17 protein-coding genes are annotated in these 22,855 nt (G+C 55.1%); 7 read left to right on the forward strand and 10 right to left on the reverse strand.

The features are described from left to right. From ACFQPC_RS00750 to ACFQPC_RS00765, 4 genes are all read left to right on the forward strand, one after another. Nucleotides 1-2,202, forward strand: coding sequence for a hypothetical protein (locus ACFQPC_RS00750; protein WP_382269755.1), 2,202 nt, complete (start codon nt 1-3; stop codon nt 2,200-2,202). Between the two features lies 1 nt (nt 2,203). Continuing rightward, nucleotides 2,204-4,351, forward strand: coding sequence for a glycosyl transferase family protein (locus ACFQPC_RS00755; protein ID WP_382269756.1), 2,148 nt, complete (start codon nt 2,204-2,206; stop codon nt 4,349-4,351). 44 nt (nt 4,352-4,395) lie between these two features. Beyond that, entirely contained in the window at nt 4,396-6,876 is a 2,481-nt protein-coding gene (locus ACFQPC_RS00760; protein ID WP_382269757.1) for an NfrA family protein, read from the forward strand. Nucleotides 6,877-6,974: 98 nt separating this feature from the next. Beyond that, nucleotides 6,975-7,859, forward strand: a complete 885-nt coding sequence (locus ACFQPC_RS00765; RefSeq protein WP_382269758.1) for a DUF4434 domain-containing protein — start codon at nt 6,975-6,977, stop codon at nt 7,857-7,859. Between the two features lie 18 nt (nt 7,860-7,877). Here ACFQPC_RS00765 and ACFQPC_RS00770 read toward each other — a convergent pair whose 3' ends face one another. From ACFQPC_RS00770 to ACFQPC_RS00795, 6 genes are all read right to left on the reverse strand, one after another. Next, nucleotides 7,878-9,131: an acyl-CoA dehydrogenase family protein gene (locus ACFQPC_RS00770; RefSeq protein WP_382269759.1), complete on the reverse strand. Its 1,254-nt coding sequence runs from the start codon at nt 9,129-9,131 to the stop codon at nt 7,878-7,880. Between the two features lie 38 nt (nt 9,132-9,169). Further along, nucleotides 9,170-10,123, reverse strand: a complete 954-nt coding sequence (locus tag ACFQPC_RS00775; RefSeq protein WP_382269760.1) for an aliphatic sulfonate ABC transporter substrate-binding protein — start codon at nt 10,121-10,123, stop codon at nt 9,170-9,172. A gap of 32 nt (nt 10,124-10,155) precedes the next feature. Beyond that, entirely contained in the window at nt 10,156-10,896 is a 741-nt protein-coding gene (locus ACFQPC_RS00780; protein ID WP_382269761.1) for an ABC transporter ATP-binding protein, read from the reverse strand. A 10-nt stretch (nt 10,897-10,906) separates the two neighbouring features. Next, nucleotides 10,907-11,776, reverse strand: coding sequence for an ABC transporter permease (locus ACFQPC_RS00785; protein WP_382269762.1), 870 nt, complete (start codon nt 11,774-11,776; stop codon nt 10,907-10,909). Nucleotides 11,777-11,799: 23 nt separating this feature from the next. Continuing rightward, nucleotides 11,800-12,798, reverse strand: a complete 999-nt coding sequence (locus ACFQPC_RS00790; protein ID WP_382269763.1) for an aliphatic sulfonate ABC transporter substrate-binding protein — start codon at nt 12,796-12,798, stop codon at nt 11,800-11,802. 310 nt (nt 12,799-13,108) lie between these two features. Beyond that, nucleotides 13,109-15,841 carry an EAL domain-containing protein gene (locus ACFQPC_RS00795; protein ID WP_382269764.1) on the reverse strand — a complete coding sequence of 911 codons (2,733 nt, stop codon included), beginning with the start codon at nt 15,839-15,841 and terminating at the stop codon, nt 13,109-13,111. A 217-nt stretch (nt 15,842-16,058) separates the two neighbouring features. On the opposite strand from ACFQPC_RS00795, the gene ACFQPC_RS00800 reads away from it, so the two are divergent. Together ACFQPC_RS00800 and fumC are read left to right on the forward strand one after the other, a co-directional pair. After that, nucleotides 16,059-16,727, forward strand: a complete 669-nt coding sequence (locus ACFQPC_RS00800; protein ID WP_382269765.1) for a DUF599 domain-containing protein — start codon at nt 16,059-16,061, stop codon at nt 16,725-16,727. Nucleotides 16,728-16,798: 71 nt separating this feature from the next. Then, entirely contained in the window at nt 16,799-18,187 is a 1,389-nt protein-coding gene (gene fumC, locus ACFQPC_RS00805) for a class II fumarate hydratase (RefSeq protein ID WP_382269766.1), read from the forward strand. 105 nt (nt 18,188-18,292) lie between these two features. Here the strand turns inward: fumC and ACFQPC_RS00810 are convergent, their stop codons facing one another. Both ACFQPC_RS00810 and ACFQPC_RS00815 read right to left on the reverse strand, forming a co-directional pair. After that, complete coding sequence (locus ACFQPC_RS00810; RefSeq protein WP_382269767.1) at nt 18,293-18,835, reverse strand: hypothetical protein; 543 nt, start codon at nt 18,833-18,835, stop codon at nt 18,293-18,295. 72 nt (nt 18,836-18,907) lie between these two features. Further along, the gene (locus ACFQPC_RS00815) at nt 18,908-19,126 is read right to left on the reverse strand and encodes a CsbD family protein (protein ID WP_124574913.1); all 219 of its coding nucleotides are present in this window, start codon (nt 19,124-19,126) and stop codon (nt 18,908-18,910) included. A gap of 496 nt (nt 19,127-19,622) precedes the next feature. On the opposite strand from ACFQPC_RS00815, the gene ACFQPC_RS00820 reads away from it, so the two are divergent. Continuing rightward, on the forward strand, nt 19,623-21,671 hold the full coding sequence (locus tag ACFQPC_RS00820) for a PAS domain-containing sensor histidine kinase (RefSeq protein WP_382269768.1): 2,049 nt from the start codon (nt 19,623-19,625) through the stop codon (nt 21,669-21,671). Between the two features lie 34 nt (nt 21,672-21,705). Here the strand turns inward: ACFQPC_RS00820 and ACFQPC_RS00825 are convergent, their stop codons facing one another. Together ACFQPC_RS00825 and ACFQPC_RS00830 are read right to left on the reverse strand one after the other, a co-directional pair. Continuing rightward, nucleotides 21,706-22,140 (reverse strand): response regulator, encoded by a 435-nt coding sequence (locus ACFQPC_RS00825; RefSeq protein ID WP_382269769.1) that lies wholly within the window; start codon nt 22,138-22,140, stop codon nt 21,706-21,708. A 79-nt stretch (nt 22,141-22,219) separates the two neighbouring features. Next, nucleotides 22,220-22,852: a response regulator gene (locus ACFQPC_RS00830; protein WP_012080461.1), complete on the reverse strand. Its 633-nt coding sequence runs from the start codon at nt 22,850-22,852 to the stop codon at nt 22,220-22,222. Between the last annotated feature and the right edge of the window lie 3 nt (nt 22,853-22,855).

The raw sequence follows: 22,855 nt of genomic DNA on the forward strand, positions 1-22,855 counted from the left end.
ATGTTCTTGCCCTTGCTGGCTGTGCTGGCCTTGTCTGCGCTGCCACACAAGGCGTGGTCGGCGGACGGCATAGGACGTTATTTTCAGCAGGCATCGGCCGACCAGTCAGTCACGCGCCATGTGACCCTGAGGGAGTTGGGCATTTCCGCACCGATCATTTTTGATGGCACTGATAGCCGACGCGAGTTATTTTTGCCGGTACCGGCCGGTGTACCGATTACGAATGCTGCCTTGCAATTCGACGGCAGTTATTTGCGCGCGGATGGTGGTCGGACATCGCTGGCTCTGTCGGTCGACGGTTACCCCGTCGTTGCGCGCAGATTAGCGGAAGAGCAAGGGGATGTGAGCCAGGCTATCGCCATTCCCGGTGTGCCGCGCGCTGACGGTTTCGTCCGCTTTGGTGTACGCTGGTCTTCGATTATTTCGGAAACGGTATGTAGCGATCAGCGTGCCCCCGGTAATGCCTTGCGGCTGGAACCCAGTTCGCGTTTCACCTACAGCTATGATCTGGGCGCGATCAAATCAATTTCGACCGCGTGGAGTGCCTTGCCGCCATACCCTGTTGTGCTGATGTCGAGCAAGGCATTGACGCCGGATGCGTACGATACAGCCTGGCGCATGGGCCTGACCCTGAAGCGGGCAGGTAAGCGTCCGCGCTGGCTGACCGTACCTGCCGTAGGTGATACGGTTGATGTGTCTTCCCTCAGTGTGCCACCGGAGTTGCGCGTGATTCCCGCCTTTGCTGCACTGGTGAATGGCGGTGGGCAATTCAAGATCAAGAGTAATGCAGAAGTAGCCGCCTTGTTTGTGCTCGGCGCCGATAGTGCTTTCCGTGCTGACCTGGTGGTAGCCGATCCGGCATTGACTACCGTCCTGCGCAATGCAATGAATGCATTGGGTGCAGAGATCCAGGCGAGTTCTCCCGAATCCGCGGGGATTTATCAGGCCTGGCTCAAGAGTGATATGAGCATACTGGATCAGGCAAATGGCCCGGACCAGGTGCGTCTGGTCACCTTTATGGGTAACCCTGTCATTACGACGCCGGTCGGTGCCGGTGCGGCGTCCAAGACTTCTGCCTTGTTTGATACCTTGTGGCGTCCGATTGCGGCTTCCAAGGAGCTGTCAGTCGAGACGGCCGAAGCCTTGCGCGCCAAAGCGTCTACCGTTTTGCTCAGCCAGTTTGGCAGCATCAATGGCGCGATAGATGTCGCTGATAAAAGCGAACGGGCAGTGACATTTGAAATCGGTGAATTGGTTGGGAGCGGTCGCCTGCCTAGCCAGGTCGTGTTCGATCTTTCGGCAGCACCGGGTACCAATGGTGAAGCACCGGTGGTATCGATTTTCATGAATGATTATTTGCTCGGTGCAAATGTGATGACGGCAGATGGCCAGCCACATCGGATTGCCGTGGATATCCCGTATTACACACTGGCGGCACGCAACACCATACGCATTTCTTTCATACGCCAGTCGTCCAAACTGCAGTGCCATGACGTTGCGCAATCCTTCCCTGTGTCGATTTTCCCCGGCAGTCACTTGAAACTGAAACAAATGGCACCGGGCAATAACTTTGTCGGCATGGCGGCACGCTATGCGAAAGACAGCACCCTGATTGTCAAGGATGCGTGGCTGAAGGATGCCGGTGCCATGCTGCCGATGACGGTACGGATCGCAGATGCCGCCGGTTTGTCGTCGATACATACCAAATTCTCCGTGTTGAAGGAAGGCGAAGTGCTGAAGCCTACCAGTTCCTTCCTCGCGCTGGATGTGCCGATGGAAGGCAAAGCCGGGGTAGAAGCCCGCGACGGCGTGCTGGTGCTGAATGGTGCGGAGAAGACGCCTATCCTGCAATTGAAAGGGCTGGACCGGGTCGGTGTCGCCGAAGTAACTGAAGTCAATGGGCAGACCGGTATACGCTATTACACCGTGGGCAAGAACATGCCCGCACTGACGGGTGCCTTCCGCCTGGCGCATGGCAACCTGGCGGTGATGACAGATGCCGGAACGGTGGTGCAGATCGACAAGAATGACCCGACCGATAGCCGCTTCGCCAAAGAAGACAATCCGCAATCCTTGTGGCAACGTCATATGGAATGGTGGCTGGCGGCGATAGCCGTCATTATCTTTATCCTGATCTCTGCGCGCGTGGCACAAGTTCGTCGCAACAAGCGTAAAGCAATGGAAGCTCAACAGGGTCTGTGATTTGAGTGCTGATTCTTTATTCTGGCCGATTTTCTTTGCGCAGTATTACAGCGCACTGGAGAGTATCGCCGTCGTAGTGGCGATACTCATCATGATCTCCAGCTTCGATGATTTGTTCATTGATAGCTGGTACTGGACCCGCGAGATCATACGCAAGTTCCGTTTCCGCAATAACAGCAGTTATCGTCCGTTGACGCCGGAGCAGATCAAGGAGCGCGAAGAACAACATCTGGCGATCATGGTGCCGGCCTGGCTCGAATACGATGTGATCGCGCAGATGATAGAAAGCATGGTGGCGACGCTCGACTATCGCAACTACACCGTGTTCGTCGGTACCTACGTCAATGACCACCGGACGATAGAAGAAGTGGAACGCATGCGGCGGCGCTACAAGCAATTGCGCCGGGTGGAAGTGCCACACGATGGCCCGACCTGCAAGGCTGATTGCCTGAACTGGGTGATACAGGCGATTTTCCTGCACGAGCAGCAAGCGGGCATCGAGTTCGCCGGTGTCATCCTGCACGATAGTGAAGACGTGTTGCATCCGCTGGAATTGAAATTCTTCAATTATCTGTTACCGCGTAAAGACATGATCCAGTTGCCGGTCGCTTCGCTGGAGCGGGAATGGTATGAGCTGGTGGCAGGTGTATACATGGATGAATTCGCTGAATGGCATGCGAAGGACCTGGTGGTGCGGGAGAGTGTCACCGGTACCGTGCCATCGGCCGGTGTCGGCACCTGCTTTTCGCGTCGTGCCTTGCTGGCACTGGCGGCCACTACCAATAACCAGCCCTTCAATACCGAGAGCCTGACTGAAGATTACGATGTTGGTAATCGCCTGGCGGCGATGGGCATGAAATCCATCTTTGCCGTGTTCCCGGTCGATTTCGTCACACGCGGGCGACGCTGGTTCGGCCTCGGCCCGGACCGGGAACGTATCATCCGCATGCCCTTGTGTGTACGTGAATTTTTCCCGGATACATTCCGCACGTCGTATCGGCAAAAAGCACGCTGGGTGTTGGGCATCAGTATGCAGAACTGGGAACAAATGGGTTGGCGCGGTTCCTTTGCGCATAAATACCTGTTGTTCCGTGACCGTAAAGGCATCGTGACGTCCATCGTCAGCGTGGTTGCTTATGTCTTGTTCTTCCAGTTCATCTTGTTTTACCTCGCGCATCTGGCCGGTATCTGGACGCTGGAATTTCCCAGCCGCTTTGTAGAAGGTAGCTGGTTGCAATGGGTCGCGCAGTTCATCCTGTTTGCGCTCACTTTACGTGTGATCCAGCGCTTCTATTTTGTCGCGCGACTGTACGGCTGGGAACATGGCTTGATGTCCATCCCGCGCATGGTGGTCGGCAACGTCATCAATTTCATGGCCGTGTGTCGTGCGTGGAAATTATTTTCCGGTCATATGCTGATGGGGAAAAAGATGGTGTGGGACAAAACCATGCACGATTTCCCGACGACTTCGCAATTGGTACAGAAGCGTCAATTGCTGGGTGAAGTGTTGACGGCATGGCAGGCGGTCGATGCCGACAAGATGAGCAATGCACTGGAAGAGCGCGCAAAAACGCACAGGCCGCTGGGCCGCATCCTGATTTCAAATGGCTGGCTGGATGAAGAGACGCTGGCCGAAGCGATTGCTTTCCAGTCCGACTTGCCGCGTGCGAATATAGATGCCGAGCTGATAGAGAAATATGCCGGTTATGTGCCGCTGGAACTGTGTGTACGCCTGCGTATGCTGTATATCGGCAATGATATGCACCAGCGTCCGCTGGTGGTGGTGGCGGCACCGCTCACACCGGAGGAAATGCAGGAAGTGTCCATCGTATTTGGCCAGGACCCGGCACAGCGTATCGCACGCGATAGCGAGATCGCCGCCGGCCTGCGTTACTTGCGTGGTGAAACGGATGCCTTCAAGCCCTTGCAGGAAGGCGCTACCGGTGTACCCCTGCTGGGTGATTTGCTGATCGAACATGGACTGGTACAAAAAGATGCATTCGATGCCGCGATGGATGCATACCGGCCGGAAGAACATGGACGCATCGGTGATTATCTGGTCGCCAGCGGTGTGATTGAACGTCATGTCATCGAACAGGTAGTGGAAGAACAACGTCGCCTGCGTGCAGCACAAGAGAGCCAACCATAATGAAAAAAACAAATCTTCTTTTATTGCTGCTGATAAACGCAGGCATGTTGACGCATGTCGCTGCGGAAGAAACCGATTTACCACTGAGCGGGCCTGCTTATGAAATGGCGGATGCTGCTTACAAGTCATATGCAAAGGGCGACTATGTGAAAGCGGCCGAACAGGCGAAGGAAGCCGTGCGCCTGCGTCCGGATGTGGCGCGCCTGAAGCAATTACAGGCGCAGGCGGAAGCAGCGCAAAAGAGCAAGCAACAAGCGGCCGCCGCGGCGCGGGCACCCAAGACAGCAGCACCCGCCAGTAATCCGGCATATGCAGCCGCTGATAAAGCCTATAAAGCGTATGACAAAAAGGATTACGCAACAGCAATCAGTCATGCACAAAATGCAGTGCGACTGGCACCGTCCAATGCTGCGTATTGGACCTTGCTGATTAATTCCCAATTGGCGGCGCAACGATTTAATGATGCAGACACGAGCGTGACGGAAGCCTTGCAACGCTTTGGTGCGAACTCTTCTTTTGCCCGCCAGCGACTAGTGGTGAATCAGAATCTCGCCGGTGAGGCAGGCGCGCAGATTTACCAGGCGCTGGATCAACGGGACTATGCGCAGGCAGTGATTGCAGCACAAGGCGCGGTGAAGTATGCGCCGGAACGGCGCGTCTATCGTTTATTGCTGGTGCAATCGCTATTGGGTGCCGATAGGCTGGATGAAGCATCGCAGGCACTGGAGCCTTTGCTGCAAAAGGGTAACGACCCCGTGGCCCTGGTCTGGCGCGGCTACATCAGGCAACGCCAGGGCCAGCGGCCGTCCGCGATAGCAGATTTTACGCAAGCCTTGTCATTGCGCGGCAATATGACAAGCGAGGATATGGTCAACCTGCGCCTCATCATTGCGGATGCGGGTTTGAGTGCGGGTGATCCGGATGCGACCTTACAGGTACTGGAGTCGCTGGATGGTAATTCAGCCGTTGCCGCCCGCAAACGCAGCGCCGCCGAGTTACGCTTGCGCCAGGCCGGCCGGCAAAATATCGCCAGCACCCAGCCCATGCCGCCACCTGCCTTGCGTTGCCGTGGTGACGCCAATGCCGAAGTGTGCGGCCTGGTACCGGGTAGCGCGCCGCCCGATCCGGCTTACGCCAGTGCTGATGCTGCGTATAAAGCATTGGCCGCCAATGATTATCCGCAAGCGCTGAGCAAGACACGTGAGGCTTTGCAAAAGTCACCGGGCAATCCTGCATATCAATTATTGCTGGTGAATATCCTGACCCGCGACAAGCAACTGGAAGCCGCCGAACGCGAGGCGACGCTGGCGATAGATAGTGGTAATCGTGACCCCGAGATGCTGGCGCAACGCGGTCGTGTGCGTGAAGCCCTGGGTAAAAAGGAACTGGCCGAGCAAGACTATAAGGATGTGCTGCAATTAGGTACTGCATCGGTGCCGCTACAAATCAATATGCTGTCCCGCCTGCATGAGCGCAAGGAAGCAAGTCGTCGCTTCAACGCCGCTGAAGAAGCCGGTGTGTTCGATGGCATGCCTAAGGTCGAACATGCTTATGTCGCGTCGTCAGCCGGTGAGAGTACGCGTGCTTATACCCTGTTTGACCAGGCTTACCAGGAAGGCAGCCTGCCGCCGGCAGCGATACCGGATACTGCTTATACCGCGCTGAATGCGCGCCGAGATCCGGATGCCTCGACTTATTTCAGGCGTACCGTGGATGCAGTGGATAAGGGTGACATCTCGCTGACGCCGCAGCAGTTGTTCGAAACCCGTCGCGCGATTGCCGATATTGAACGTACCTGGGGCGCGACGGTATCGCTGAACTATCGTGGTGCCAGCCTGCAACCCGGTTCCGGGATTGCGCCGAGCGGTACCAATAACAGTGCGCAGATTGGTGGTGAAGTGTATTGGCGTCCATTCGGTTATCGTAGCGGCCGCCCGATAGAGGTGTATGCCAGTGTGTTTGAGACGGTGTACAACAAGGATAATTCGATTACCGGTGCACCGACCGCACAAGGCGGTATCGGTGTGCGCTGGAAGCCGTTCAGCGAAACCAATTTGATTGTGGCCTTGCAACGCCAGATCAAGATCGGCTCGGCCTCGGGCGAGGGTGACTGGCTGGCACGCCTCGCATACTCGAATTCCTTCGGTACCGATTTGCGTGTCGACCAGCCGAGCTGGTGGACCGGGCAGATATTCGGCGAAGTCGGACGCTATATCGATCAACAGCAAACCTATTCAATTTTTGAAGGGCAGCTGGGACGTACTTATCGCCTCGATGACATCAATCCGAAACTGACCATCACACCGCATGTGGTTATTGGTTCGGATTTCAATTCGACCTTGAAGCAACCTGCCGAAAAAACTGCGATCGGCATGGGACCGGGGGTGAATATGCGTTACTGGTTCCGCGAAGACCACTACAAGGCACCGCAATCCTATGTCGATTTTTCCCTGCAGTATCGTTTCAAGCTATCGGGTGACGACAGAGCGGAAGGCGTAGTCTTCCGCACCACTTTCTCTTACTGATATCGCTCATCTATTGCCACGCGGATATGGATGGCGTGCGCATTTCCCCCTGACGCTTAAAGAGTGCACAATGGACTCCTTTATCGTCAGGGATAGCCATGTCGTCGGCAGCTGAATTTCGCTTACGTTTTTACGCGCGTACTTTCCTCGTTCGTGGCCTGCTGGCAGCGCTCTTGGCCGGGGCCGGAGTGGGGACAAGCTTTGCCGCTTCCATCAGTGGTGTCGTATGGCAACCGGAGAACGCCCTCATTGACCCGAAAGGGAAATGGGAAGAAATAGGTGCGCGTCAATTGTTGATCCAGTGGACAGCTGTCGACAATCTGGCATTTGTCAGTGGCGCGGGGATCCCGGAAGCGCCTAAATTGCCGGACTGGAAACGTATCGCCGGCGAACCGTGGGCAAAGGAAGTCATACTCGGCCTGGCCGGCTATTTCGATGAAACCAAGGCACGTACCAATCTGGAAGAGCTGGGTACTGTATCGGCGCGCCTGGCGAAGCTGCCGACTCCCTTGAATGTCGTCGGCTGGTATTTCCCGGTAGAGATAGATCCGACCTGGAATAATGCCGCGCAGCTGATTCCTGTACTGGCGAAGTTACCTAGACCGTTATGGATCAGCGTTTACGATAGCGCGAATGTCGGGCCGGATGACCTGGCGAAATGGCTGGCGTCCTGGTTACCGAAGGATGTCGGCGTGTTCTTCCAGGATGGTGTCGGTGTGCATGCGCGTGAAGCTGCGGTCGCGCAGGAATACCTGATGGCACTGGAAAACCGTTTGGGAAAAAATCGCGTACGCGTCATTGTCGAAGCTTTTCGGCCACAAGTCGGTGGCGGTTTCCGTGCCGCCACTGCGGCCGAGCTAATGCCGCAGCTCAATACCTATGGTACGCGCAAAGCATACTTATTTGATGGTCCGCATTATGTGCCGGACAGCCTGGTGAATGAACTCAAGGCCGGTTTAAGCAAGGATAAACCGCAACCCTGAGTATCAGGTCTTAGAAATTCATGAGTAGATCGATGGTGTTGGTACTTCGCCAGTCAGGACCCACTGACCGACATCCTTGAGTTTGTAGTCCAGCGAATCGTGCAAGGTGTGCACCCGCACGTTGCGCCAAAAGCGATCGAAACCGTATTTGGCCGCTGTCGCACGTGCTCCCATCACTTCAAAAATCTTCGCGGTAATGTCCAGCGCGGCACGTGCCGCGGCAATCTTGGTTTCATAGATTGCTACCGCCAGTTCACCGCGTTCCGCCGCAGTCAAGGCATCGCCACGCGCCCACGCTTGTTGCAATCTGGCGGCAGCATCTTCCGCCAGTGCGATGGCGCCACGCAAAGCAATGCGCAAATCGCCGTAATGTTGTTGCGCGAAAGGATCATCTATCGCGCGCGCTACGCCGGAGGTGAACCAGGGACGGCCTTGCTCATGCGTGTACTTCCAGGCATTCAACAAAGCACCTTGTGCATTGCCGATGTAGATTTCAATCAGGATCAATTGCGATACGAGGGTGCGCAAGGTTGCGCGCGGTGTGCCCGAGGTACCTGGTGGCCCGAGTACTTCATGCGCTTCCACCCGGACTTTGTCAAAAGTGACGGAACCGCTATCGGTCTGGCGCTGGCCGAGGTTATCCCAGTCATCGAGTACCTTGACACCGTTTCTGTCGGTTGGGATAGACAGGAAGACGCGATCAGCCGGATCGGCCGAGCGTGGCGCGGTGATGTTGAGCATATCGGAGCCGGTGGCACCGGAGCAAAACGATTTGATGCCATTCAATTCGTAATGGCCGTCACTACCGTCCTTGCCATCGCGCCAGACCAGGGTGGCGCGTGTATCGAGGCCATTGGTGGCATTGCCCCAAAACCAGTTTTCACTGACGGTCTTGCCGAGGTAGAAGGCCTTTTGCTCAGGATTAGCAAAGAGGGTAACGCTGGCAACCTGCAAATGCTGGAAGCCGAACAGATGCGCGAGCGAGCTGTCGACTTCGGCAAAGCGCCGGATGATTTTGTAAATAAGCGGCCATGGGGTTTCCGGTCCGCCAAAGGCGGCCGGCACTGCCAGCTTCAGCAAGCCGCTGTCGCGCAAGACCTGGCGCTCGGTCCAGGCGGTGCCGCCACTGCGATCACGTTCGGTCGCAGTGAGCGCCAAAGCCGCCGCAGTTTGTTCTACTGCTTCGGTCAACGCGCCAAAGTCACGTGCGACCAGGTGCTCCGGTGTATAGCTTGCTGCGGCTTGCTCATCGAGCTTCAGTAATTGACCCATGGTTTGTTATTCCAATACGTGTAATGCGTGGATGTAAATTAGAAGACCGGTACGGCGGTGGCATTGACCTTTTTCGGCAACAAGCCTTCGGCCAGGAATGCATCAGCGATCTTTTGCTGTTCGCCCAGGCGTTCCGGCAATACCGCACGGACTTCGTAGCTGCGGCGTGCATTTGCCTGTTCTACCGTAGGGACGTCCAGGCCCCATACCGGTGCCAGCAAGGTGGCTGCATCTTTTGGTGATTGCTTGACCCATTTACCGGTTTCCTGCAGCGCTTCAACGATCACTTTCACGACATCGGGACGTGCTTTGGCGAACGGGGTCGAAGACAGGTAGTAGCGCTGGTAGTCAGCCAGGCCGCGACCATCGGTCAGCACGCGTACTTGCGACTGGCGTTGTACGGCAGCGAGGAAGGGATCCCAGATGACCCATGCATCAATCGCTTCACGCTCGAAAGCGGCACGGCCATCGGCCGGTGCCAGGTAGGCGAGCTGGATATCCTTGAGTGAGAGGCCGGCTTTTTCCAGTGCTGCAATCAGCAGGTAGTGGGCGCCGGCAGCCTTGGCGAAACCGACGCGTTTGCCACGCAGGTCAGCCAGGGTTTTGATATTGGAATCCGCCTTGACCACGATTGCTTGTGCACTAGGTGATGGTGATTCCTGTGCGATGTAAGTCAGTTGCGCGCCGGCGGCCTGGGCAAACACCGGGACCGTATCGGCGACATCGGCGGAGACATCGATCGCGCCGACATTCAATGCTTCCAGCAAAGGCAGGCCGCTGGCAAATTCGTGCCATGTAACTTTTACGCCCAATGCACCGAGGCGCTGTTCCAGCGTACCGCGGGTTTTCAGTACCGTGATCAGTGTGGATGATTTTTGATAACCGATGCGTACCGTATCGCCGGCTTTTTGTGCGTGTGCCGGCAGTGCAAACAAAGGCGTGAATGCGAGCAGTGTCAGCAGCTTGCGGCGCAGGTTGGAATTGTTTTTCATTATTTACTCCCGATGTTGAATAGTGGTGCCGTTTAAATGGCGTGGATTTCTTCCAAAACTTTGAGGATGTCGTCGCGTGCAGTAGCCAGGTCCAACGAATGCCGGTTGCGCGGGCGCGGCAATTTGACTGTGGTGTCTTCGATGATGTCGCCTTGCCCCATCGTCAGTACGCGGTCGCTGAGGTAGGCCGCTTCATCAATATCGTGGGTTACCAGCAATACGGAAAAACCGTGCTCCGCCGCCAGTGCCAGTAACAGATCTTGCAGGCGCATGCGGGTGAATGCATCGACTGCAGAGAAAGGTTCATCCAGCAGCAAGAGGCGCGGCTGGTTGAACAAGCCGCGTGCAATCGCAGCGCGTTGCGCCATGCCACCGGATAATTGCTTGGGCAGATAATCGATGGCATCGCTCAGGCCGACTTCATGCAGCAAGGCTTGTACCTGTGGATTGGCATTGGCGCGCGATCGGTCTTGATCGGGCCGATTAAAACCAACGTTTTCCGCCACGCTGAGCCAGGGCAAGAGGCGTGGTTCCTGGAAGATCAGGCCGATATCCGGCGTCACGCCTTTGAGCTTGATGCCATCGAGGAAGATATCTCCGTTGTAGTGCTTGTCGAGACCGGCAATCAGGCGCAGCAGCGTACTTTTACCGCAGCCTGATTTGCCGACCAGGCTGACGATTTCACCTGCGGCCAGGGTCAGCGATACATTCTGCAAGACCTTGCGGTCGCCGAAATTCTTTTCGCGCACATCCAGCCTGAGTAAAGTGCTCATTAGTCCAACCTCAGGCCGTGCGGGTCGCGAGTGAGTCGGACCATGCGAGCTGGCGTGTTTCCAGCCATTTCAACAAACCATCAGTCAGCTTGCCGAGTATGGCCAGCAGGAAGATCGCGGCCAGTACGACATCCGGGCGACTGGTTTCACGACCGTCCGTCAGCAGATAACCTATGCCCTTGGTAGCGGCAATCAATTCGGCTGCAACCAGGAACATCCATGCCAGCGACAAGCCGTTACGCAAGCCGGTGAAGAGGCTGGGCAGGGCGGCCGGCAGCACGATGCGACGCGCCAGCGCCGGTGCCGACAAGCCATAAATTTCGCCGAGTTCGATCAGCTTGCGATCCACATTGCGGATGCCGGAGACCAGGCCGAGATAGATAGGGAAGAAAGCGCCGATGGCGATCAGCGTGATCTTCGGGGTTTCATCGATGCCGAACCAGAGCAGGAGCAGCGGCACCCAGGCCAGGCTGGGGATGGCGCGCAAGGCCTGGAAAGTCGGTTCGAAAAAGGCTTCCGCATGTTTGCTGAGGCCGACGAACAAACCAAACAGGACTGCCAGTGCCGCGCCTATCGCATAACCGGAAAAGACACGCGCGACGCTGGCGCTGATATGCACCAGCAAACCTTGCTCCAGCAATGCCGACAGGGTTTGTACGATTTCGGACGGCGGCGGCAGCAGGCGTGCCTGTATCCAGCCCAGCTGCGCCGCTACTTCGACAAAGCCGAGTACCGCCAGCGGCAAGATCCAGCCGAGCCAGCCCAGCTTGCGTGCTGCCGTCGCATCCTTGACGGCGGCTTGCTTGTTCACGGTCGCATGCGATGATCGTATGGGACTGGTGTTGACAGGTATAAAGCTGGCGCTGCGGCTGTTATCCATGATGCTTGCTTTCCCTTATGCGATCAGGCCACAGGTTTCTTCGGTGCCAGCGATTGCACGAAACTCGGGTCGATCAGGTCGTTGATGACTTTGTTCAGGTCTGTGCCTTTCTTGACCAGGTCTTCCTGCAGCAAGATAGGTGCGGCGGCCTGCAAGGCTTCACGATGTTCGCGGCCGATATAAGGATTGGAGAAGTCAGTACGGTTCAACTGCACCTTCGCCACCGCCAGCGAAATCTTCGCTTCGTCTGCCTGGATTTGTGATGCTTCACGCGGATTCGCAAGGATCCACAAACGTGCGCGTTCGTATGCTTGCAGCACTTGCTTGACTTGCTCCGGGTACTTCTTCGCAAAATCTTCCGTCACGTTCAGGAAACCGTAGGTATTGAATGCGACATTGCGATACAGCAGGCGCGAACCTGCCTGCAGTTCGCTGGAAGCCATATGCGGATCGAGGCCGGCCCATGCATCAATGCGACCGCTCTCGAGTGCGGCACGGCCATCGGCATGTTGCAAGTGGACGATTTCGACATCCGATTTTTTCAGGCCATTCGCTTTCAGGGTGCGCAACAGGAAGAGGTAAGGATCGGTGCCTTTGGTGGCGGCGATCTTTTTGCCTTTCAGGTCGGCCACGGTTTTGATAGGAGAATCTTTCGGTACCAACAAGGCGGTCCATTCCGGACGCGAGTAAACATAGACGCTCTTGATCGGGTTGCCATTGGCGCGCGACAGTACTGCGGCGAGGCCGGCGGTGCTGCCGAAGTCGATGCTGTTGGCACTCAGGTATTCGAGTGCACGGTTGCTGCCTTGCGATAAGGTCCATTTGACTTTGATGCCACTGGATTTGACTTGTTCTTCGAGCCAGCCAAAGTGCTTCAGTACCAGGCTGGTGGGCGAGTAGTAGGCATAGTCGAGGCGGATTTCTTCAGGTACTGCGGCGGCGTGTGCGGAGAGCGAAACACCCGTGCTCAGGCCGGCCAGGGTCAGTAATGCGGTATTTTTAATAAAAAATCTGCGATCCATGTTCTACCTTGAATAGTGAAGCAGGCACTTGATTGATGCCCGGTTTATCGAGTCGTATCGGATGTGAGATTGCCGGAAGGCTGCTGGATTGGGTGACTGCGTTTGTGCCGCAATCGGATTGCCAAATCAGTGTTCACTCAATCGTTATCGTTGTCAGGAATAAGATTAACGACAGCTGTAAATTAACGGAACGAATCTCTTCGTTGATGCATCATCGGTTTTCGCATAAGCCGTTTTTGGCATAAGGACATGCAAAAAATGCGCGGGATATTGATGCTGTTTTTGCCGGATTCGACAGGGCGATCAGTACTTAGGCGACCAGTACCGTGCTGCTTTCATTCAGCAAGAGCGTTTCAATCTGGTCTGACGGCAAGGGCTTGCAAAAGTAATAGCCTTGCATTTCATCGCAGCCCTGTGCGCGCAGGAGATCCATCTGGCTTGCAGTCTCTACGCCTTCGGCAATCACGTTCAGCTTCAGGTTATGCGCGAGCGAGATAATGGAGGAAACGATGGAAGCATCATCCTGGTTGATGGCGATATCGCGCACGAAGGAGCGATCTATCTTCAGGGTATCGATGGGGAAGCGTTTCAGATAGGCGAGGCTGGAGTGACCTGTGCCGAAATCATCCACCGACAATTGCACACCCAGCGACTTCAGGTCGCGCAAGGTCAGGATGTTGCGTTCTATATCGGCCATGACCGAGCTTTCGGTCAATTCGATTTCCAGGAAACGTGCTTCGAGCCCGGTTTCCTGCAAGGTATCTTTAATGGACTCGAGCAGGCTCGCTTGCGTGAATTGGCGCGCTGACAGATTGACCGCGATGCGCAACTGGGTAAAGCCCATCTCTTGCCAGGCCTTGGCCTGGCGGCAAGCGGTTTGCAAGACCCAGGCACCGATAGGAATGATGAGGCCGGTTTCTTCAGCCAGGCTGATGAAGCTGCCCGGTTGCACCATGCCGAGTATCGGGTGGTTCCAGCGTACCAGTGCTTCCAGTCCGACGATGGCACCGGTATGCAAGTCTACTTGCGGTTGATAGTGCAGTACCAGTTCATTGAGCTCGACCGCATGGCGCAGTTCGCCTTCTATGCGCAGGCGTTCCAGCGCCTGGTCGTTCATGGCCGGCGTGTAGAACTGGAAGTTATTGCGCCCCAGTTCTTTCGAGCGGTACATCGCGACGTCGGCATGTGCCAACAGCGTGGTCGGGTCTGCGCCGTCATTTGGATACACCGCGATACCCATGCTGCAACTGAGGAAGAATTCGCTGCCTTGTATGTTCAATGGCTTGACCACTGCTTCCATGATGCGCTGGATTACATCGGATGAGTAACCGGACGGACCATCGCCGCATTCCGGCAGGACCAATACGAATTCATCACCACCGAGGCGTGCCACGGTATCGGATTCACGTACCGACGCCTGTAAACGGTCCGAGATGATTTTCAGCAAGACGTCGCCGGCCTGGTGCCCCATCGTATCGTTGACGAACTTGAAGCGGTCGAGGTCGACCAGCACCACCCATACTGCATGACCGTTGCGCGCCGAATAGGCGATGGCGTTTTCCAGCCTGTCCTGCAGAAGTGCTCGATTCGGCAAGCCGGTCAGTACATCGTGGCTGGCCAGTCGGTGCAAGGTGGTTTCATATTGCTTCATCGGCGTGATATCACTCATCGCCGCGACGAAATGCGTGGTCTTGCCTTCGTCATCCTTGACCGGTGCGATGTAAAGGTCGTTCCAGAACAAGGAACCATTTTTGCGATAGTTGCGCAGCACCGCCTTGCCTTCACGTTTTTCTGTCAATGCGGCGCGTATTTCATACAGGCCGACTTGCTCATGGTCATTGCGCAGCAGGAAGCTGCTGCTGCGACCGACGGCTTCGGCGGCGGTATAGCCGGTGATGCGTTCAAATGCCGGATTCACATATTCGATGGCGAACTCCGGAGCTTTTGCACTGGAGATGATGACGGCATTGGCGCTGCATTCAATCGCACGCTCGCGCAAGCGCAGGGCTGCTTCCGCCGCTTGCCGGCCGTTGCGGTCGCGATGCGCGCGTATCTCTACCGTGACCCTTTGCGCCAGGCTGACCAGCAGCGCGACTTCCTGCGCATCGAAGGCGTCCGGCTCGGAAGCGTAGACGTTGAAAACGCCGATGACCGCTTTATCATCACCCATAGGCAGCACCAGCTTGGAATAAAAGCCGCGCCGCATTGCTTCTTCCCGCCATGGCGTGGGACTCACATCATTGGCGAAGTAATTCGCGACTGCCGGTCGCCGTGTTTGCAGCGCGGTATTGATCGCACGGGTGCCGACGCCGCCGGCCTGCAGCGGGACTTTCAGCGCGTCGAGGTAACCCTGGTGCTCCTGGGTCAGGCCGACCGGGATAATCGCACCATCTGTAGCCAGGATGCCGGCCCATGCCATGCGGTAACCGGTGGCGGTAACGACATCGCAGATACCTTGCAGCAGCGCGTTTTCATCTGCGGCTTCCGATATGATGTCTTCGCAATCATGGATCGCGCGCAAGGCACGATTGCTGCGCGCCAGTGCAATTTCCAGATGGTGGCGGGTCGTGATATCCGTGCCTATCAGTTTGATATGGCCGCTGCGACCATCGGTATCCGGAATAAAGCGGGCATGGTATTCAATCCAGCGCGGGCTGCCGTCGCTGCGATTGATGCGCAAGCGCAGGGTTTGTTCCGGTTCGTGCAGGATGCTGGTCAGGATGGTCCGCGCGGCTTCCCTGTCCGCCGGTGCAATGTTTTCCAGCCATAGTCGGGAGTTGGCATAGAAGCGCTCGGGCGAACTGCCGTACAGCGCTTCCACCGTTTTGCTGGCGTAGATCACTTGACCATCCGGTATGCGCAAGACCCACACTATTTTATCCGCCGCCAACAGGCTTTCCGTCGCCGGATCGGCCAAGTATCCATCCTGCCTGCGTATGGTATAGCGACGCCAGCCGTTCAGCAAAGGCGAGGCGAGCGCATGGATGCCGGCTTGCAGCAGGTTCAGGTTGGCGCCATGGGCTTTGCGGATAATACGTTCCATACTCAAGTCGTTTCGATCTATGCCGGAGGCGGGCAGGATGTGTTGCGTGTGTTTGCGGGACAGGTGGAAAGTTGATTTCCTGCAACACGATTCTAAGATAAGTAAAAATGAATTCAGTCTAATTTTTCTGAATATCAATATACGTTTGCTGACGTCTGCTATGGTATTGACTGGCTGGCAGAAGAGGTCTGTCCACAAGCATTTTCAAGAGGGGAATATGGGTTTTATCGATACTGACGTCATCGCCTTATGCGGCAGCGGAGTGCTATTGCTGGCTTACTATCTGTACCTTGCGCTGCGGGTCAGGCGCGATCCTGACTTCACCGTACATTCGGTCAATCATCGCGCGCGTGCGCTGTGGGTGAAAGATGTGATGGCCGCGCAGGGCAAGAAAGATGTGATGGCGGTACAGACCTTGCGCAACTTCGGCATGACCGCGACCTTCAAGGCTTCGTCATCGATCTTGCTGATCCTCGGCACGCTGACTTTATCGGGACAAGCCGAGAGCCTGGCGCGTACCTGGCATGTACTGGACTTCGCCGGCGGTTCGCGGGCGGCCGAGTGGTGGGTGATCAAAATCATTTGCCTGCTGACGGTATTGCTGGTGGCCTTCTTTGCCTTTGCGATGGCCTTGCGCCTGCTGAACCATGTGGTGTTTATGGTGAACCTGTCGCAAACCGATGCACAAGGTTCACTGTCGCCGGAACGAGTCGGGCAGCGCCTGAATAGTGCCGGTGTCTTTTACACGCTGGGTATGCGTGCCTTCTTTGTCGCGGTGCCGTTGACCTTTTGGTTGTTCGGTCCGCTCTTCCTGTTTTTGTCGACGGCGGGTTTGATCGTCGCCTTATATCATTTGGATCGCAGTCCCTTGGCAGAGAACTCCTAGCAGGCGGCCGCTGCAAGCGCATGCACTTTGCAGTAGTCTTTAGTTCTTTCCAGTTAAATCAGGATCAGCCCATGACGACACGTATAGAACGCGATACCTTCGGCCCGATAGAGGTGGATAGCCAACGCTTGTGGGGCGCGCAAACGCAGCGCTCGCTCGAGCATTTCAAGATATCCACTGAAAAGATGCCACAGGAATTGATCATTGCCCTGGCCGAGGTCAAACGTGCGGCGGCGATTGTGAACCTGGATTTGGGCAAGCTGGCCAAGGATAAGGCGCAGGCGATTGCGCAGGCGGCGGAAGAAGTCATCGATGGGCGTCATCCGCATGAATTCCCGCTGGCGGTATGGCAAACCGGCTCCGGTACGCAGAGCAATATGAATATGAATGAGGTACTGGCTAATCGCGCGTCTGAATTACTCGGTGGTGAACGCGGTGAGAAGCGCCTGGTGCATCCGAATGACGATGTGAACCTTGGCCAGTCTTCCAACGATATCTTTCCGACCGCGATGTATGTCGCAGCCGGCGTGGCGGTCGGAAAAACCTTATTGCCGGCAGTTGCAGCCTTGCAGGCTACTTTGCATGGCAAGGCGGAAGAATTCGCCGATATTGTCAAAATAGGGCGTACCCATTTGCAGGATGCGACGCCGCTGACGCTGGGGCAGGAGTTCTCCGGCTATGTCGCGCAACTCGCGCAGTCTGCCGCCACGATCGATGCCTTGCTGCCACCGCTGCAGGATTTGGCAGTCGGCGGTACCGCGGTCGGCACCGGCCTGAATACCCACCCGGAGTTTGGTGTGCGCGTAGCAGCTGAATTGACGCGACGTACCGGTGTGACTTTTAAAAGCGCGCCAAACAAATTCGCGGCATTGGCCGCGCATGATGCGATGGTCAGTGTGCATGGCGGCCTCAAGACGCTGGCGGCCAGCATGATGAAGATCGCCAACGATGTGCGCTGGCTGGCCTCCGGTCCGCGTTCCGGCCTCGGTGAAATCAGCATCCCGGAAAACGAGCCGGGCAGTTCCATCATGCCGGGCAAGGTTAATCCGACGCAGAGCGAAGCGGTGACCATGCTGTGTTGCCAGGTCTTTGGCAATGATGTGGCGCTCAATTTCGGTGGCGCATCAGGCAATTTCGAATTGAATGTATTCAAGCCGCTGATGGCGCATAACTTCCTACAGAGCGTACGCCTGCTGGCGGATGGTATCCATAGCTTTGATGAGCATTGTGCACATGGCATCGTCGCCAATCGTGAGCGTATCGCCGACCTGATGGAGCGTTCACTGATGCTGGTGACGGCATTGGCGCCGCATATCGGTTACGACAAGGCCGCCAAGATTGCGAAGCAGGCGCATCAGCAAGGAACAAATCTGAAGGAAACTGCGCTGGCGCTGGGCTATGTGACGAATGAAGAATTCGATTTGTGGGTCCAGCCGCAGGACATGATACGGCCGGGCTGAACACGCGCAGATGGCAGGAATATAAAAACGGCCCCGGTAGCAATACCGGGGCCGTTGTCTTGGCAGTGGTCGACAAGGCTATGCAGCCTTATCTGCCATCAGCGCTTATTTGCCAGCGTTGGCAGCAGCGATACAACGTGATTTTTCGTCACCAGCCAATGCATCACATTTCTCTTTTTTCACTGCAATGTTGGCGTCGGCTTTTTCGTCACGTGCATCTTTACGTGCATCTGTCACTTCTTTCGATGCCTTGGCATCGGCAATTGCCGAAGTGTGAACAGCTTTCGCTTCTTTTACGCAGACATCTTTTTTGTTGCCGCTAAAGTCATCGCATTTTTCTTTCGCGACTTTGTAGTTGGCATCAGCGATGTCGGTGCGTGCTTTCTTGTGGGCTGCAGGTGTGCCTTTATAGGCTGCTTCAGCTTCGGCTTTGGCTTTTACTTCACCAGCCTTGGCTTCTTCCTGGCAGACGTCTTTGGCATTGCCTTTCAGGTTGTCGCAACCTGCGCGTGCGACTTTGTAATCGGCTTCTGCGCGCGTTTTTGCCGCATCGTAGTTAGCCTTGGCTTCGTTTGGTGCTGCATGGGAAGCGCTCATGAATCCGAAGCTGGCTGCAGCCATGACTATCATAGAGAGGGATTTTTTCATTTTGTATCCTTATGTTTTATTTAGAAGGTCTTGCTGCTGGCGAGCTCTAAGCCCGCACTGCTCAGAAAGCGTTTACAGATAACGCTTGTCGTTGCGGTTGCGGTCTTCGAAAGCCTTGATCTGTTTCTCGGCTTCATCTTTATTGACGCCGTAGGCTTCCTGAATTTTGCCTGCCAGCTGGTCGCGCTTGCCGGCGATGGTATCGAGATGATCGTCGGTGAGCTTGCCCCATTGCTCTTTGATATTGCCTTTGAGTTGTTTCCAGTTACCTTCAATAACGTCCCAATTCATAGCATTCTCCTTTTACAAATTGCTTGCGAATAATTCGCTGAAAGGCAAAAGTGCCTGCCTTACATAACGCAAGTCGCAGGCCAGCTCGCAGGCCTATATGAATCAAGGACTTATGTTTATTTTTTGATATTTTTGTAAATCTTCCCGGGTAACTTGAAAACACTACATGTGGGAAAAGCGGAGTTTATTTTCCGTGTGGAAAGCCGGATGGCGATGATATGTTCCTTATAATTTGTTGGCTTTTTGGAACTATTTTCTTTGGGCAGTATCTGAACAGGCGATTTGCCGCCATGCACAAAATAAAGAACATGTTTTCAGATGTTTGCAGTGTCCGTGCTTGCTGCTATCCTGATTTGCATCACACATATACTCATGCAGGAACATTGATTGTTACTGTGGATATAGCTTCCAGCGACGGTGTCGCTGCGATCAGGGCAGGCTGGAACATCGGCCGCAAGCATTGCAAGCAGTTCTATTTATTCACACAGGAAACCTTATGCTGACCAGCCCGCGCGCTCGTACTATCTACACGCCCCTGTGGGCACCACTATTGGCAGCGTTGCTAATGGCAGGGGTAGGTACGCTTGCGATGGTCAATGTGCGGCAGGACCTGTGGGTATTGAATTACCGCCTGTTCGATCTGGTCCCTATCCTGGCGAATACCGCCATGGCTTTCGTCCTGGCCGGACTGGCACTGGCTTTGCGCTCCATCAAGGTATCAACACCGCGGGCGCAGACCGTATTTGCAGTACTGGCGGTGATTGTTTCGCTGTGCGTCGCCTTGCTCGGATTATCGACCTTGCTGCAGTTCATGTTCGGCGTCAATGTTGGTATAGAGCGTGTCATCCCCGCCCTTGCGACCAATGAGTACAAGGCGTACTTCGAGCGTATGGCACCCTTGCCGGCGCTGGGCTTCACCCTGGCCGGCCTGAGCCTGCTGTTGCTCGATTACCGTACTGCACGCGATCACTATCCATCCGAGTACGGCGCCTTTGTGCTGGCCGGCGTGATGGGTATCCCCTTGATTGGCCATCTGTATAACGTGATGTCGGTCGATGAATTGAATGCGGCGCATACCGTTACGCCGTTTATTTCCATCATCTTCTTTATCCTGGCGCTCGGCATACTCTCGGCACGTCCGGAACATCGCCTGATGAGCCTGTGGAACAGTACTTCGCCTGGCGGTCCTTTGCTGCGACGCCTGTTGCCGAATAGTTTGATCCTGCTGGTGATCCTTGATTTCGCGATTAAGTGGGGCGTGCAAAATCGCTTCTATGATGCCGACAAGGCTTCCCCTTTACTGATCCTGCTGAGTAGTTCGCTGCTCTTCATTATGTTTTGTCGTACCGCTGCCTTGCTCAACCGCGAGTACGAGGGGCGGCAACAGGGTGAAGCGGCACTGGCGGAAAGTAATGCATTGTTGCGTGCTGTGAGTGATAACACACCGGATGCTATTTTCGTCAAGGACACCACCGGTCGCATGGTGTTTGCGAACCCGGCCAAGTTGCGTTTGTTGGGCAAGCAAAGGGAAGAGGTAATCGGTTTCCGCAGCATCGATCTCTATCCGCTCAGGGAAGATGCAGAAAAGGTCAAGCTGGAAGACCAGAGTGTGCTCGATGGCGGTGTGCCGAAAGTGTTTGAAACGACGATACGTTTTGCCAGCGGCGTGCATACGATGCACTCGACCAAGGCGCCATGGCTGAATGCGCAAGGCCAGACCATGGGACTGGTTGGTATCAGTACCGATATTACCGAGCGCAAGCGGATGGAAGATTCGCTGAAGGCACATGAAACGCAATTGGAAGCATTGGTGGCAGCACGTACCTTCGAAGTCAGCGAATTGATCGGCCATCTGGAAACCACGCGTGAAGAAGAGAAGCGTTCAATCGCGCGGGAGTTGCACGATGACCTTGGCTCGGCGCTGACGGCATTGAATATGCATTTATCGCTGTTGTTCCAGCAAATGCCGCCGGAACCGAAATTTACTGAACGTTCGTTAAAGATCAAAGCCTTGCTGAGTTCGATTACCGATGCCACCAGGCGTATCCAGAACGGCTTGCGGCCCGACAAACTGGATGTCTTCGGTATCAAGATTGCGATTGCCGAGACGGCTGCCGAATTTGAAAAATACACTGGCGTAACTTGTAACGCAAACCTGCCGGACGACAGGTTGATTTACGCGCCGCGCGTGGATATCGCCTTGTTCCGCATGGTGCAGGAATCATTGAATAATATTGCCAAACATGCGCAGGCTACACATGTGGATGTGGTACTGGACGATACCGATGATGAAATCTTGCTGACCATACGTGATAACGGTGTCGGCATGCCGACTACCCAGTCTGGTGTAGTGACACATGGCTTGCGCGGCATGCGTGAAAGGGCCGGTTACCTCGGTGGATCGGTGCAGGTTAATAGCGTGGTAGGGCGGGGGACGACTATCGCTATTTCCATTCCTAAAACAGCGGTGAATATGCAGATTGAAGTCGACGAAGACAGCGAAGAAAATACCGTAGAAAATAACGAGACCGAGAAGTCGCGCTAGTGCCAGTCAGTGCGGTAAAGGAGCTGGCAGGGGTTTAGCCGGGGCCGTTGCATTCCAGCCTGGCGCAGCTCAGGTTTTTCACCAATTCAAACAATTGGGGAAATTCAGAAGTCTTGTCAAAGAAGTGGTTGACGCCGTATTGGCGACCAACGCGACGGAACACTTCAGTCGCGTTATTGCTGCAAATGATTTTCAGCGTATTCGATATTTTCGTTTTTTCGGAAATCTGGCGCAGCAAGTTGATGCCATTTCCTTTTTTGAGCTGTATATCAACGATCAGCACATCGCAGGGCGAGGCGTTCAATTGATTCAGTGCATCCCCTTCCGATTCCGACACGCCGGTCACGACGACGCCCGGGATCATCGCCAGGTTTTCTATCATCAGCTCACGTACATCCAGGGAATCTTCGACCAGGAAGATACGTAAAGGATGACCCACTGAGTTTTCAAAAGTCGTTGCTTGGCTCATATTTCAACCACGGTTAAGGATTACTGACTGCTGTATCGGGCACATCTTTACATTCTTTTTCACTATCCCGTTCGGCTCTTCAGTCGATCAGGTTTTGCTTGATTGCGTAGTAAATAATGCCGGCGTTATTTTCCATATTCATTTTTTGCAGGACACGGGCGCGGTAAGTGCTGACGGTTTTCACACTCAGGCAAAGTTCGTCAGCAATTTTCGTGACGCCATGGCCCTGGCACAGCTTGTAGAAAATCTCATACTCGCGTTTCGACAAGGTTTCATGCAAAGGCTTTTCGGTACTTGTATCGAGTTCTGTTGTCAGTAATTCCGCGACTGTATGGCTAATGTATTTGTGGCCGCGCAGGATGGTCTGGATCGCATTCACCAGTTCTTCTGCCAATGCTTCTTTTTGCACGTATCCACTGGCGCCACTACGCAGGATTTGCACTGCATAACGGCTCTCCGGATGCATGCTCAAAATCAGTACTGGCAGTTCAGGCTTTTCGCGTTTAATTTGTTTTAATACTTCGACGCCGCTTTTGTCCGGCATATTAATGTCGAGCAAAACGATGTCCCAATCCTGGGCGCGAACCAGACGGATGGCTTCTTGCGCAGTAGCGGCTTCGCCTTCAATTTTCATGTCCGGCACTTGTGCGATGAAATACTGCACACCGGCCCTGACTACTGCATGATCATCGACTACCAGAATTTTTATCATTAT

Source organism: Herminiimonas glaciei, assembly GCF_042664955.1.
GTDB classification, from domain to species: domain Bacteria; phylum Pseudomonadota; class Gammaproteobacteria; order Burkholderiales; family Burkholderiaceae_D; genus Oxalicibacterium; species Oxalicibacterium glaciei.

What these genes read in the sequence shown, in the direction of transcription:
- ACFQPC_RS00780 (WP_382269761.1), bottom strand. Translation starts at nt 10,896, where the DNA reads ATGAGCACTTTACTCAGGCTGGATGTGCGCGAAAAGAATTTCGGCGAC.
- ACFQPC_RS00785 (WP_382269762.1), bottom strand. Translation starts at nt 11,776, where the DNA reads ATGGATAACAGCCGCAGCGCCAGCTTTATACCTGTCAACACCAGTCCC.
- ACFQPC_RS00770 (WP_382269759.1), bottom strand. Translation starts at nt 9,131, where the DNA reads ATGGGTCAATTACTGAAGCTCGATGAGCAAGCCGCAGCAAGCTATACA.
- ACFQPC_RS00790 (WP_382269763.1), bottom strand. Translation starts at nt 12,798, where the DNA reads ATGGATCGCAGATTTTTTATTAAAAATACCGCATTACTGACCCTGGCC.
- ACFQPC_RS00800 (WP_382269765.1), top strand. Translation starts at nt 16,059, where the DNA reads ATGGGTTTTATCGATACTGACGTCATCGCCTTATGCGGCAGCGGAGTG.
- ACFQPC_RS00825 (WP_382269769.1), bottom strand. Translation starts at nt 22,140, where the DNA reads ATGAGCCAAGCAACGACTTTTGAAAACTCAGTGGGTCATCCTTTACGT.
- ACFQPC_RS00760 (WP_382269757.1), top strand. Translation starts at nt 4,396, where the DNA reads ATGTTGACGCATGTCGCTGCGGAAGAAACCGATTTACCACTGAGCGGG.
- ACFQPC_RS00775 (WP_382269760.1), bottom strand. Translation starts at nt 10,123, where the DNA reads ATGAAAAACAATTCCAACCTGCGCCGCAAGCTGCTGACACTGCTCGCA.
- ACFQPC_RS00830 (WP_012080461.1), bottom strand. Translation starts at nt 22,852, where the DNA reads ATGATAAAAATTCTGGTAGTCGATGATCATGCAGTAGTCAGGGCCGGT.
- ACFQPC_RS00795 (WP_382269764.1), bottom strand. Translation starts at nt 15,841, where the DNA reads ATGGAACGTATTATCCGCAAAGCCCATGGCGCCAACCTGAACCTGCTG.
- ACFQPC_RS00765 (WP_382269758.1), top strand. Translation starts at nt 6,975, where the DNA reads ATGTCGTCGGCAGCTGAATTTCGCTTACGTTTTTACGCGCGTACTTTC.
- ACFQPC_RS00810 (WP_382269767.1), bottom strand. Translation starts at nt 18,835, where the DNA reads ATGAAAAAATCCCTCTCTATGATAGTCATGGCTGCAGCCAGCTTCGGA.
- fumC (WP_382269766.1), top strand. Translation starts at nt 16,799, where the DNA reads ATGACGACACGTATAGAACGCGATACCTTCGGCCCGATAGAGGTGGAT.
- ACFQPC_RS00815 (WP_124574913.1), bottom strand. Translation starts at nt 19,126, where the DNA reads ATGAATTGGGACGTTATTGAAGGTAACTGGAAACAACTCAAAGGCAAT.
- ACFQPC_RS00750 (WP_382269755.1), top strand. Translation starts at nt 1, where the DNA reads ATGTTCTTGCCCTTGCTGGCTGTGCTGGCCTTGTCTGCGCTGCCACAC.
- ACFQPC_RS00820 (WP_382269768.1), top strand. Translation starts at nt 19,623, where the DNA reads ATGCTGACCAGCCCGCGCGCTCGTACTATCTACACGCCCCTGTGGGCA.